Genomic DNA, 13153 nt, shown 5'->3' on the forward strand with positions numbered 1-13153 from the left:
CGACACCGGCCTTTGCGGAGCTGGTGGTCATCTCTTCAGGCCCTCGACTCATGGTGAATTGGTGTAGACGAACACAAGGTAGCCGCCGAAGATCCCCGACCAGACCGCGGCGAACGACAGGACAACCGGAACGGCGCCCCGGGTACGCACCTTGGCCAGGACGCTCGCCATCGGCAGCAGAAGCCCGATGGCGGGGAGGAGGAAACGGGCGCGCGAGTTGAAGTAGGCAGCGTCACCGATGGCGAGCACGAGAATGAAGAAGCTCAGCAGCACCAGCGGCAGCGGCTGGCGCTGCAACGCCGAGAGGACGAAGAGCATCACGGCCGCCGCCAAGGTGCCCGTCACGACCACATCGGGCATCCAGAGCGTGTTGGCGGTCCCGAAGATGACACGCAGGTAGTCGAGGGTCGAGCGGCCGAAGTCGAAGTGCGAGTCCCACGCTTCCTGCACCTTGAAGTACCCGGTCAGGCTGTGCTTCTTCCAGCCGACCCACAGGACGAATCCCACGAAGCCGATCGGCGCGAGGGCCGCGGCCAGCAGGAGCCTCCAGGGGGCCGTGCGCCCGGATTCCGGAAGCGTCCCCCTGCGGGCCCGTCGCCACTCGGCGACCAAGGCCACCAGAGCGGAGATGCTGATCGCCCCGGCGACCGCGACCGCGGTCGGGCGGGTCAGCCCGGCCAGGACGCTGAGAGCCGCTGCCCAGATCCAGCGCCTGCTGACCGCCGCGTACATCGCCCAAGCGGTGAAGGCGGTGAACACCAGCTCCGAGTAGGCCAGGCTCTCGACGACCGCGTACGGCAGGACACCCCACAGCACCGCAGCGATGACACCCGTCCGACGGCCGTACAGGTGCGCGGCCACCGCGAAGATTCCCCAGGCCGCGACCAGGGACGCCGCCCAGGCGATCAGCAGGGCCGCCTGGGGCACCGAGAGCGGCAGGACAAGGTGGACCAGCCGGATCAGTGCCGGGTAGACCGGGAAGAAGGCATAGGCCTGGTACGGCCCGTGCGGCCCCGGAAGGGGCTTCGAACCGGAGTAACCGTGGCTGGCGATGTCCTGGTACCAGTACGAGTCCCACATCGTGGCGAGCCGGTGCAGGGCGCTCCCGCCGTGCGGATGGTCCCAGAGCAGCACGATCAGCACCCCGACCGCGCGCACGGCGGTGTAACCCAGCAACGCCGGAGCGGCGTTGCGGACTGCCGGCACCAGGCGGGTACGCCCCCGACCCAGCAGTCGTCGCCCCGGCCCCCTGGCCTTCCGGGCGCGAGCGCGTGACTCGGCAAGCTGGGTGGCCACTGCTACTCCAAAGGTGCTCGTGATCGAATGTCGTGCGCTGCCCGCAGGCCGTCAGAAGGTACCGACGGTTCCCGTCACGGCTGCAGTTCCGCGGTCGCGGCCCGCTCCTCGGACACGGACTCGGCGTGCGCGCCGGACCCGGCCCCGGAAGGTTGGTGCCGCTGGCGTCCGCCGCCGGCCCGGATGTCCCGCAACGCGCTGTCCAGCCCGCGCTTCAGCCGCTTGGAGACCGGTCGCTCGACCAGCCGGTGGATCAGATACGCCAGGACCAGCATCGCCGCGATCAGCGAGACGACGAGCACGTAGGCGTTGACCTGCGCGTGCAACTCGTGGATCACCCACCAGCCGATCTCCTGGTGCACCAGGTAGACCGGGTAGGTCAGGGCGCCGGCAACGGTCAGCCACTTCCACTGGATCCGGTCCAGCCATCCCATCGCCACCGCGATCATGGCGCCGAACGCGAGCGTGATGAGGGCCAGGGTGACGGTGAAGGAGAGCTTCTCCTGAGCGTCCGCGCTGTAGTTCCTCAGCACCGGCTGGAGCTGGTGCTGGGCGAGCAGCCAAGCGAAGGCGATGATGCACCAGAGCAGCAGATTGGACCCGAACCGGTAGATCAGGTACATCGCCATGCCGGCGATGAAGTACGGGGCCCACTGGGGGAAGAGCATGATCTGCAGCAGCGGGATGTCCGCGTTGGACGCAATGGCGGAGAAGAAGAGCCACAGGCCGCAGAACGCGACGGCCTTTCGGTAGGTCAGTGCCCCGAGGGCCATCATCAGACCGAAGAGGACGTAGAACCGGAGCTCGATGTACAGCGTCCAATAAACGCCGTCGATGTCCCGGCCGGCAATTCCGTCCTGCATCATCGTCAGGTTGGTCAATATGTCGGTGTAGGACAGCGACTTGACCTTGTCGACCCAGGTGGGGCGGGCGAGAATCAGCAGCGTCCCGGTCATGAAGACGGCCAGCCAGTAGGCCGGGAACAGTCGGGTCACCCGGGAAACCATGAATTCGCCGGGCGACCTGCCCCACGCGGACATGCAGATGACGAAACCGCTGATGATGAAGAAGAAGGGAACGCCGATCCAGCCGTAGACACTGAATTTGTGGAGCGCGGGCATCAGCACGCCCGGCTTGCCCTCCCACACGTCAGTGAACCGCTGGAACCCCGTGTAGTGCCAGGTCATCGCCGTCACCGCGGCAACCAGTCGAAGTCCGTCGAGCGCGTACAGCCGCGGGCGTCGGATCGTCGTCGGTGCGGCCGGAGCTGTCGCCGGGCCCTCCGCCGGCCCTCCCAGGCCGAGGCGGGTGATGAGTTGACTCACGGTAGAAACTTTCTCTCACGACGAACTGTCACGGGAACGGGGGAACCACCCGCAGCGGCCCCGGGCGGGCATACCCTAGCAGTCGCCCGATCGGCGGGACGGGACGGTCGACCGCCACAGCCGCACGCACGAGAGCACCGTGGCGACCACCAGCACGGCGTTGCGGAGAATGAGCACGACGGTGAATCCGGCGTGCCCGGCGACGACCTTCTCCCAGAAGAACGGGTACTCCACCGTGGTCAGCGCGGTGGCGACGAGCAGGATGCCGACCACCGGACGCTGGGTGGTCTGCCGGTAGGTGAGGCAGACCGCACCCAGGCCGGCCAGCCAGATCAGGTACTGCGGGCTGATGACCCGGCTCGTCGCGACGAAGACCAGCGTCGCCGCCAGTGCCGCGTCAGCCGGAGTCGACGGCGAGAAGGCCCGGGCCTTGAGCCGCCAGAGCATCAACCAGGCAAATCCCAGAACGGTCAGCGCGACCAGTGCCTTGCCGACGACTCCCACGTGCGGGCCGACGTACTCGAACGAGCCGTAGCGGTAGGTGACCTCTCCCGGGTAGCCGAACAGCCGGGCCGCCAGCAGCGCACTGCCGCCGAGCGACTCGAACTCCACTCCGCGGTGCCCCTGCCCCTTCAGGAAGGCGAAGCCGCCGGTGAAGAAGAAGGACATCACGGCCGTGAGCGCCAGGGCCGAAGCCAGGAAGCCGAGGACGATCGACTTCGCGTCCTTACCTCGGGGAGCTCCGAACACCGCGAAAGCAGGCCAGACCTTGATCATCGCACCGACCGCCGCCAGACCTCCGCCGAGCCAGCCGCCGCGCTGCAGGCAGAGCAGGCCGAGCACGGCGAACATCGTCACGATCACGTCGTAGCGCGCGTACGGGATGAACTGCATGAGCGGGAGCATCAATGTCCACACCCAGGCCCCGCCCATCCTGCGGCCGGGCCGGGCGCCGGTGCGAACCAGCGCCGCGAGGACCAGGGCATCGGCGACGAGGGTGACCAGGATGAAGCCCTGGACGTAGTTCACGCCGGGCACCAGCGTCGGCGCGAGTATCACCCCGGCCGCGCCCGGGGGGTACTGCCAGGTGACGTCACTGACCGGGAAGGACCCGTGCTCCAGGATCCGTGCCCACTTCTCGTAGAGGTGGTGCACCTCGCCGTTGGCGTTCTCGTGCGTCGAGAACACCATCATGATCATCAGAAGCCGGGTGCAGGCCCAGACACCCAGCGGGGCGGCCACCCGGATGTTCCAGGACTCGACCCGCCAGAGCGAGGACCGGGCCGACACCGTTGCCGCAGCCTGGGCCGCCGCCTCCGGAGAGGGCGACGCGGCACCGGCATCGGTATCGGCCGAGGAGGTGGGCATGATGCTCCGTCCGGGAAAGACGATCAAGGCAGCGGGCATCAACATGCCGAGTCGGTGCCATCTCAGACACAGGCTGCCGGATTCGGTGCAGCCGTGCACATAGTATCTGCACACGACCGCGCCTCATCTCACCCATCGTCAGTTCACGACCCGTCCGGGCGCGGCAACCCTCAGACCAGGCGGCGCGCCGTGGCCCAGCGGGTCAGCTCGTGCCGGTTGGACAGCTGCAGCTTGCGCAGCACCGCGGAGACGTGGCTCTCCACCGTCTTCACCGAGATGAACAGCTGCTTGGCGATCTCCTTGTACGCGTAGCCGCGGGCGATCAGCCGCAGCACCTCGCGCTCGCGCTGGGTCAGCCGGTCGAGGTCCTCGTCCACCGGCGGGGTGTCGGTGGCGGCGAACGCGTCCAGCACGAAGCCGGCCAGCCGGGGCGAGAACACCGCGTCGCCGTCGGAGATCCGGAAGATCGCGTTGACCAGGTCGGCGCCGGTGATGGTCTTGGTGACGTAGCCGCGGGCGCCGCCGCGGATCACCCCGATCACGTCCTCGGCGGCGTCCGAGACGGACAGCGCCAGGAAGCGCACCCCCTCGACGCCGACCGAGCGGCGCAGCACCTCGACGCCGCCGCCGCCGGGCAGGTGGACGTCCAGCAGCACCACGTCGGGGCGGGTCTCGGCGACCACCCGGACCGCGGACTCGACGTCGTCGGCCTCGCCGACCACGTCGATGCCGGTCTCGTCGGTGCGCCCGATCTCGGCGCGCACGCCGGTGCGGAACATCCGGTGGTCGTCGACCAGGACCACCCGGGCCCGCCTGCCGGGTGCCTCCGCCGCTGACGCTGCGTCAGTCATCTGCCGCCCTCTCCATCTCCAGTTCGACCTCGGTCCCGCCGTCCGGCGCGGGTCGCACCCGCGCGGTGCCGCCGTTGCGCCGCATCCGGCCGATGATCGATTCGCGTACGCCCATGCGGTCCTCGGGGAGGTCGTCGGGGTCGAAGCCGGGGCCGTGGTCGCGGACGAACACCGACACCGTCCTCCCCTCCACCTCCGCGTAGACCTGGACCGGTCCCCCGCCACCGTACTTGGCGGCGTTCACCATGGCTTCCCTGGCGGCCTGCATCTGCGAGGAGATCTTCTCGTCCATCGGGCAGTCGCCGACGCAGACCAGCTCCAGGTGCACGCCGTGCCGGTCCTCGACCTCGGCGACGATCGCCCGCAGGTGCTCGGCCAGGGTGTCGGGCGCGGCCTCGGCGGCGGCCTCCGGGCGGTACAGCCACAGGCGCAGTTCGCGTTCCTGCGCGCGGGCCAGCCGCAGCACCTCCTTGGGGTCCTCGGCGCGGCGCTGGATCAGCGTCAGGGTGTGCAGCACCGAGTCGTGCACGTGCGCGGCGATCTCGGCCCGCTCCTGGGCGCGGATGCGGGCGGTGCGCTCCGCGCCGAGGTCCTGCCACAGCCGCAGCGCGGACGGCCCGCCGAGCACCAGCACGCCCGCGACCACGGCCAGCGAGGACTCGATGACCAGCGCGACCGGCGAGCCGACGCCCTGCATCACGAAGTAGCCGATGATGCCGGCCACCACCAGCAGCACCCCGGCCAGCACCCGCAGGTAGGCGCCCTTGCGGCTGCCCGGCTCCAGGCCGAACCAGCTCTGCCAGCGCGAGTCGTCGGCCTGCCGCCACACCAGGGCGACGCCGACGCCGACCGCGAGCAGCGGCCACACGTACGGCTTGGCGGTCTGCACGCCGAGCGCGGACAGCAGCGCCATCACACCGATGACCAGGCCGATCAGCGCGAACAGCTGCCCCAGGCTGCCGGCCCGCCGGCCGGCCGGGGCGGCCGGCGCGGGCCGGGTCCCGCCGGCCGTGGCGGGGGCGCCGTCCTCGCCGTGGAAGGTGCGCTCCAGCAGGTCGCGCAGCCGCCCGAGGCGGCGGTCGGCGGGCCCGCCGTCGGCCCGTCGCACGGCGCGCGCCGAGCCGGGGGCGGCCTCGTTGATGCCCAGCGGCACCACCACCCAGAACGCGGCGTACAGCAGGGCGCCGATCCCCTGCGAGAAGAACAGCACGATGAACGCCAGCCGCACCCAGGTGACCGGCACGCCGAGGTGGACCGCCAGGCCCTGGCAGACACCGCCGAGGATCCGGCCGTGCGGGCTGCGGTACAGCCGCCGGTAGGGCGGTGCGCCGGCCGGCACGTCGGTCGGCGCGGGCTCGGGGTTTCGGGTCTCGGGAACGGCCACGGCACCGATGGTGGCAGGTGCCGGGCGGGCGGCGCATCAGGGTGGCGCCCCTACTCCCGCCTCAGGGACAGTTCAGGGTCGCTCCCGGGCCCCGGACGGTTCTTACCGGGCGTCCGGCCCGGAAGGATGGTGGCCATGACGGACGACCAGATCCCGGCGGACGAACCGGAGACCCCCGCCGAACCGCAGCGGCCCGCGCTGACCCGCTCCTCCCGGCACCGGGTGGTGGCGGGCGTGTGCGGCGGCCTCGGCCGCTACCTGGACATCGACCCGGTGGTGTTCCGGGTGGTGCTGGCGGTGCTCGGCCTGACCGGCGGGCTCGGGTTGTTCCTGTACGGGCTGGCCTGGCTGGTGGTGCCGCGGGAGGCCGCGGACGGCGAGGGCGGCCGCACCGAGCTGCAGCGGGTGCTGACCGGCCGGGTCGACGGCCAGTCGGTCGGCGCGGTGCTGCTGACGGTGATCGGCACCGGGGTGTTCTTCGCCTCGATGGGCGACGGCGACCAGCTGTTCCCGCTGCTGCTGCTCGCCGCGCTGGTGTTCCTGGCGCTGCGCTACGATCCGGAGCGCCGCCGCCGGATCGGCGGGCAGGACGACGGGGCCCCGCCGAAGTCCGCGGAGGGCGGACCGTACGACCGGCTGGACGCGTCCGGCTCGTTCGCGGACTGGAAGTCCTGGGGCGAGGCGATGAGCCGGGACCTGCGCGGCGAGTGGCAGGCCCGCAGCGCGGACCTGCACGAGCGGATCGCCGCCTGGCACGGCGAGCAGGCGGCCGGGACGGCGTCGCAGGACCCGTCGGACACCCCGCCGGCCGGCCCGTCCGGCTACCTGTGGGACCCGCGGCACCCGGAGCGCAACCCGTACGGCGGCCCGCCGCCGGGGGCGCCCGCCCAGCCGTGGTGGCAGCGCACCGACCTGCCGGAGGGCGACCCGCTGCGCAAGGAGCCGCCGGTGGAGACCCGGCGGGAACGGGCGGAGCGGCACCGGCAGGCGCACCTGGACTCGATGGAGCGGCACCGCGAGAGCATGCGCCGCCACCACGAGTGGAAGGCCAGGCGGAAGGCGGAGCGCGGCAGTTCGGCGCTCGGCGCGTCCGCGGTGCTGGTGGCGATCGGCGCGTCCTGGGCGGTGGCGGCGGCCGACGGCGGGCAGCACCGCTGGTCGACGGTGCTGGCGGTGGCGCTGCTGCCGCTGGGCCTGGCGATGCTGCTGAGCACCTGGTGGGGCCGCACCCGCGGCCTGACCTTCCTGGCGCTGCTGCTGACGGCGGCGCTGGCGGTGGCCTCCGGCACCTCGGCGACGGTCGCGGACTCGACCGGCGACCGCACCTGGACGGCCGCGGACGACGACCTGCACTCCGACTACACGGTGCTGCTCGGCGACGCCGGGCTCGACCTGTCGGCGCTCGACCCGAAGGGCGGCACGGTCGCCACCGAGCTGCGGGTCGGCGCGGGCGACGCCACCGTGACGGTGCCCTCCGGGGTGGAGCTGCGGCTGAAGCTCCGCAACGGCGCGGGCGAGGTGAGCCTGCCGGACGGGCAGCACCTGAACGGCCCGCTCACCGGCGAGGACGTGGTGATCGAGGTGCCCGAGGGACAGCCCTCCAAGGGCGCCCTGGAACTGACGGTGTCGGTGGGCGCCGGTGACATCAAGGTGGTGCGGCGATGAGGAAGCATCCGTTCGACCTGTACGCGCTGATCGCGGGCGGGCTGTTCACCGGGCTGGCGGTGCTGTACCTGGTGGCCTCGCTGGACGACCGCGAGGTGAACAGCCGGTTCGTGCTGCCGCTGACGTTCATCGTGCTCGGCGCGGGCGGCCTCGGCGGCGCCCTGGTGGCGGCCTCCAGGCGCGGCCGGGGCGGCGCCCGCGACGACGATCGGACGCTGGACTAGCTCTGCTGCGGGCCGAGTTCCAGTTGGTCGCCGTTCTTGGTGACGGTGTACTTGGGCAGCGGCTTCACGGCCGGCCCGGTGATCACCGCGCCGGTTGCGGCGTCGAACTTGGAGCCGTGGCACGGGCAGTACAGCTGGCCGTCCTTGGGCGGGTTGACGGCGCACCCGGAGTGCGTGCACACCGAGGACAGCCCGGCGTACTGCCCGGCGGCGGGCTGGACGATGTACACGGCGTCGCCGCTGGCCGGGTCCTTGACGGTGGCGGAGCCGCCGACCGGCACCTGCGCGGCGGCGACGCTCGGACCGGCCTGCGGGACGGGGCTGGTGGCGCCCGGCGTGCCCGCCGCGGCCGCGGGGGTGTTCTCGTCGCGGCCGAGGCCGGCGGTCAGCGAGCCGGACAGCAGCCCGGCGCCGCCCAGCGCGACCGCGGCGATGCCGCCGTCCAGCAGCGCGCGGCGGCGCACCGCGTCCTCGGCGAGGCCGCGGGCCCGGTCGCGGGCGGCCCGGGCGGCGAGGTAGCCGTCCACCGACAGGTACGGGGTGCCGGCCAGCAGCAGCGGCGTCCAGGCCATCAGGTAGGCCAGGTCGTTGCCGAGGTAGTACGGGGTGGTGTGGAAGCTGACGGTCAGCCAGAGGGTGGCGCTGAGCAGGGCGCCGCCGAGTGCGGCGACCCGGCCCCACAGTCCGAACAGGGTGCCGAGGCCGACGGCGAGCTCGCCGAAGGCGATCAGCAGGCCGAAGAAGGTGGGGGCGTCCAGCGCCGGGGCGAGCGCCCAGCCGATCGGGCTGGTGCCCTTGGCGGCCCGGGTCTGCGCGTAGAAGGAGGCGGCGTCGCCGGCGCCGGCCAGGTAGTGCGAGTCGGAGAGCTTGTCGAAGGCCGCGTAGACGAAGGTCACCCCCAGGAACAGCCGCAGCGGCAGCAGGGCGGAGCGCGTGGCCGCCGCCTTCCACTGTGTGATCCGTCCAGCCGTCGATGTCGCTCCGGTCCCCGCCGCCATCGTGGAAGCCCCTCTCCCTCACCGCCTGTCGACCGCCGACAGTATCGGGTCCGATTGTGCCCAATGCCGTTCGCACATGACCGCGCCGCCACTCCCGTGTCCAGGGAGCGGCGGCGCGGTCACACGGTTGCCGGTGGGATCACTCCCACTCGATGGTGCCCGGCGGCTTGGAGGTGACGTCCAGGACGACCCGGTTCACGTCCTTGACCTCGTTGGTGATCCGGGTGGAGATCTTCGCCAGCACCTCGTAGGGCAGGCGCGACCAGTCGGCGGTCATGGCGTCCTCGGAGGACACCGGGCGCAGCACGATCGGGTGGCCGTAGGTGCGGCCGTCGCCCTGCACGCCGACCGAGCGGACGTCCGCCAGCAGGACCACCGGGCACTGCCAGATCTCGGTGTCCAGGCCGGCCAGGGTGAGTTCCTCGCGGGCGATGGCGTCGGCGTCACGGAGCAGGTCCAGGCGCTCCTTGGTGACCTCGCCGACGATCCGGATGCCGAGGCCGGGGCCGGGGAACGGCTGGCGCTGGACGATCTCGGCGGGCAGGCCGAGCTCCTGGCCGACCATCCGGACCTCGTCCTTGAACAGCTTGCGCAGCGGCTCGACGAGCTGGAACTCGAGGTCCTCGGGGAGGCCGCCGACGTTGTGGTGGGACTTGATGTTGGCGGTGCCGGTGCCGCCGCCGGACTCCACCACGTCCGGGTACAGGGTGCCCTGGACCAGGAACTCCACGGCCGGGCCCTCGTCCGCGATGATGTCGGCCTGGGCCTGCTCGAAGACCCGGATGAACTCCCGGCCGATGATCTTGCGCTTCTGCTCGGGGTCGGAGACGCCCGCCAGCGCGGTCAGGAAGCGCTCCTCGGCGTCGACCACGACCAGCTTGACGCCGGTGGCCGCCACGAAGTCCTTCTCGACCTGCTCGGTCTCGCCCTTGCGCATCAGACCGTGGTCGACGTACACGCAGGTCAGCCGGTCGCCGATGGCGCGCTGCACCAGGGCCGCGGCCACCGCGGAGTCGACGCCGCCGGACAGGCCGCAGATCGCGCGCTTGTCGCCGACCTGCTCGCGGATCAGCGCGACCTGCTCCTCGACCACGTTGGTGGTGGTCCAGTTCGGGGCGATGCCGGCGCCTCGGTACAGGAAGTGCTCCAGCACCTGCTGGCCGTGCTCGGAGTGCATCACCTCGGGGTGGTACTGCACGCCGTACAGCTTGAGGTCGTCGTTCTCGAACGCGGCGACCGGCACCACGTCGGTGGAGGCGGTGACGGTGAAGCCCTCCGGCGCGGCCGAGCAGGCGTCGCCGTGCGACATCCACACCGACTGCTGCGCCGGGGTGCCCTCGAACAGGGTGGAGCCGGGGCGCGAGACGGTCAGCGCGGTGCGGCCGTACTCGCGGGCGCCGCTGTTGTCGACGGTGCCGCCGAGGGCGGTCGCCATCAGCTGGAAGCCGTAGCACATGCCGAAGACCGGCACCCCGGCCTCGAAGATCGCACGGTCGAGCTGCGGTGCGCCCTCCTCGTACACCGACGACGGGCCGCCGGAGAGGATGATCGCCTTGGGGTTCTTGGCGAGCATCTCGGCGACCGGCATGGTGCTCGGCACGATCTCGCTGTAGACCCGCGCCTCACGCACCCGACGGGCGATGAGCTGGGCGTACTGGGCACCGAAGTCGACCACCAGGACGGTGTCGTTCTCAGGTACGGACTGGACGGGGGAATCAGCGGACACAGACGGCCTTCCGGCGGGCGGTACAAGGGGGTGTCGCCCCCGAGTCTACCGGGACGCTTTCACCCGACTGCCCGCGCCGCCGCCCGTGACCGCCCGGCCCGGCGAATCGTTGCACCGGGAGACCGCACGAACCGCCGGCGCCCTCCAGGTGCGGGCGGCACCCCGTGCGGCGGACCACGCGTGGATCAATCTCCGGTCCATCGGGTGCGCGTGGCGGGCACGGGCCCGCCGTGGGACCGCGCCCCGGTGCTGCGGTCGGGTCAGCAGGGGACAGCGACCCCGTCCGCGACCGGGCGGACCCGGGGTGTGGCGGCCGGTACCGGTGCCGGCCGCCACACCTCAGTCAGCCGCCCGCTCCGGCGTACGCCCCGGTACGCCCAGCAAGCCACTATCACGGACAGTGACCGCCTCCGGGCGGTCGGATCCGGCGCCCCCGCACGCCGCGTCCTGTTCCGTCCTCCGCCGAATTTGCGTCGAATCGGTTGCACGGCACGGCCCTCGTCCAGGACGATGCTGGAAGGCGGGGGGCTCACCGTACGCTCCCTGCCGCGAGGCGGACCGTTGGCGCGAACGGTTTCCTTCTCACGCTCCGTGAGGCCCATCCGGCCGTTGGGGCGTGCCACTGACCACTCTCCCCCGACGGCGCTCCTCCCCCGGCGCCGTCACCCAGCACCGGCGCGGCCCTGACGCCGGGTGCTGAATGACAAAGGGCCCCGTTCCCCCGCGGGGCCCTTTGCCCTTTCTGCCTGTTCCCACTCAGTCCTGGCCGGGCCGCCGGTACGCGGCGTGCGGGTCCCCGCCCTCGGCCTTGACGGCGACCGGTGCCGGCTCGTCGACCACCAGCTCGATCAGCCCGTGCGGCTCGCCGGCGGCCTGCTCCGGCAGCTCGGCGCGCAGCCCGGCGTCGGGGCGCGGCGGCGCCAGCGGCACCGGCGTGCGGCGCACCGCGTCGAGCACGGCGGGCACCACCAGGGCGCCGAACACCGCCCAGGCGGCGGAGGCGATCAGCACCGACGGCAGCGACCAGCCGAGCTGGTCGGTGCTCCGGTCGACGCCGCCCTTGACGGTGGTGTGGGCGTCGACCCACATCGAGGTGCCGAGCACCAGCGCGCCGGTGAGCACCGCGTACAGGCCGGCCAGCCGGGCCCGGTCGAGCTGGGTGAGCCGGCCGCGGTGCGCGGACCAGCCGAGCGCCAGCGCCGCGGCCAGCACCGGGACGACCGCCAGCCACCAGGCGGCGCTGTGGTCGCCCAGGTCGAACAGCGACATCGAGGACCGGTGGAGCGCCTTGCCGCCGACCGAGGTCGCACCGCTGCCGATGCCGTACACCAGCAGGCCGCTGTTGGTCACCAGCCCCATCGGGTCGCCGTCCGGGAACGCCTCCTCGGAGACCAGCTGCACCACCAGCGCGACCACGGTGAGCAGCGCCAGCAGGGCGCCGACCACCCGGAACGCGTGCTGCCAGGCGAGCAGCAGACCACCCGCCCAGCGCCGCCCGGCGGCCTCCGCCCGCAGGGCGGCCGCGCCGTCCACGGCCCCGGCCAGAGCGGCCGCGGCCAGCACGGCGGACACGGCGAGCGGCAGCAGCGAGGTGCCGATCTCGAAGTGGATCGGCGACTTCCCCTCGGCGCCGAGGTCCACGTCGTGGTGACCGAGCAGCCCCAGCAGCAGGGCGGCCGCGCCGGACAGCGCGCCGGTGCGCAGGGCCTGCGCACCGGCGGCGCGCAGCGTCGGTTCGGCGGCGCCCGCCCGGCGGCGCGCCCGGGCGGCGAGGTGCAGGCCGCACCAGAGCAGCGCCAGCCAGCCCAGCGTCACCAGGTACATCACCAGGTGCGCCTCGCTGGTGACGACCTGCTGGTCGAGCCCGGCGGCGCCGGAGGACAGGACGAACCGCACCGGTGCGCCGAACCCGGTGAGGACGAGCGCCAGCCAGGTCTGGAAGCCCTCGGTCGACCAGTCGGTCTGGAACAGCGGCGAGGCGTCGCTGTCCTGGGTGGCCGCGCCGACCACCGCGGCCAGCACCACCCAGAGCGTCGGCGCGAGCAGCACCCGGCCGGCGGTGAGCCAGCCGCGGGACACCGTCGGCAGCTCCCGGGCGTGGTGCACCCGGCCCGCGCCCCAGGGCGAACTGCCGGGCGCGGCACCGGTGGTGGAGTCCTCCACCACCTCGCCGATCGCGGGGGCCGCGAGCGGCCGACCGCAGCTGGCGCAGGCGTCGCCCGCGCAGGCGGCCCCGCAGGACGGGCAGATGGGCATGGTCGGTCCCCCGGGGATCGTTCGTGATCGAGGGCCCGTTTATCCCATCGGCCGTCCGGG

The 13153-nt window shown here is 72.5% G+C and carries 10 protein-coding genes and 1 pseudogene; 2 read left to right on the forward strand and 9 right to left on the reverse strand.

The window, feature by feature from the left end; genetic code table 11:
* Positions 1–48 precede the first annotated feature (48 nt).
* From BX266_RS13955 to BX266_RS13975, 5 genes are all read right to left on the reverse strand, one after another.
* Positions 49–1296 (reverse strand): glycosyltransferase family 39 protein, encoded by a 1248-nt coding sequence (locus BX266_RS13955; protein ID WP_143686924.1) that lies wholly within the window; start codon positions 1294–1296, stop codon positions 49–51.
* Between the two features lie 74 nt (positions 1297–1370).
* Entirely contained in the window at positions 1371–2621 is a 1251-nt protein-coding gene (locus BX266_RS13960) for an acyltransferase (protein ID WP_143686925.1), read from the reverse strand.
* A gap of 75 nt (positions 2622–2696) precedes the next feature.
* A complete protein-coding gene (locus tag BX266_RS13965) occupies positions 2697–3989 on the reverse strand; it encodes a glycosyltransferase 87 family protein (RefSeq protein WP_180290486.1) in 1293 nt (430 codons plus the stop codon).
* Positions 3990–4159: 170 nt separating this feature from the next.
* The gene (locus BX266_RS13970) at positions 4160–4840 is read right to left on the reverse strand and encodes a response regulator transcription factor (RefSeq protein WP_099899841.1); all 681 of its coding nucleotides are present in this window, start codon (positions 4838–4840) and stop codon (positions 4160–4162) included.
* On the reverse strand, positions 4833–6224 hold the full coding sequence (locus BX266_RS13975; RefSeq protein ID WP_099899843.1) for an ATP-binding protein: 1392 nt from the start codon (positions 6222–6224) through the stop codon (positions 4833–4835). Before BX266_RS13975 ends, BX266_RS13970 begins: the two co-directional genes overlap by 8 nt.
* A gap of 135 nt (positions 6225–6359) precedes the next feature.
* Here BX266_RS13975 and BX266_RS13980 point away from each other — a divergent pair, with 135 nt between their 5' ends.
* Positions 6360–7889: a PspC domain-containing protein gene (locus BX266_RS13980; RefSeq protein WP_180290487.1), complete on the forward strand. Its 1530-nt coding sequence runs from the start codon at positions 6360–6362 to the stop codon at positions 7887–7889.
* Positions 7886–8113: a hypothetical protein gene (locus BX266_RS13985; RefSeq protein ID WP_099899847.1), complete on the forward strand. Its 228-nt coding sequence runs from the start codon at positions 7886–7888 to the stop codon at positions 8111–8113. The genes BX266_RS13980 and BX266_RS13985 overlap by 4 nt, the downstream gene beginning before the upstream one ends.
* Here BX266_RS13985 and BX266_RS41175 read toward each other — a convergent pair.
* The 4 genes and pseudogenes from BX266_RS41175 to BX266_RS14000 form a co-directional block, all read right to left on the reverse strand.
* Positions 8110–8577, reverse strand: a complete 468-nt coding sequence (locus BX266_RS41175) for a ubiquinol-cytochrome c reductase iron-sulfur subunit (RefSeq protein WP_399171288.1) — start codon at positions 8575–8577, stop codon at positions 8110–8112. The two genes, BX266_RS13985 and BX266_RS41175, sit on opposite strands and share 4 nt — an antisense overlap.
* A gap of 18 nt (positions 8578–8595) precedes the next feature.
* Positions 8596–9111 (reverse strand): annotated as a pseudogene (locus BX266_RS41180) (DoxX family membrane protein); the annotation flags it as partial.
* Positions 9112–9250: 139 nt separating this feature from the next.
* Positions 9251–10837: a glutamine-hydrolyzing GMP synthase gene (gene guaA / locus BX266_RS13995; RefSeq protein WP_099899851.1), complete on the reverse strand. Its 1587-nt coding sequence runs from the start codon at positions 10835–10837 to the stop codon at positions 9251–9253.
* Between the two features lie 756 nt (positions 10838–11593).
* Positions 11594–13093: a hypothetical protein gene (locus BX266_RS14000; protein WP_099899853.1), complete on the reverse strand. Its 1500-nt coding sequence runs from the start codon at positions 13091–13093 to the stop codon at positions 11594–11596.
* Between the last annotated feature and the right edge of the window lie 60 nt (positions 13094–13153).

The organism is Streptomyces sp. TLI_171, from assembly GCF_003610255.1.
Taxonomy (GTDB): Bacteria; Actinomycetota; Actinomycetes; order Streptomycetales; family Streptomycetaceae; genus Kitasatospora.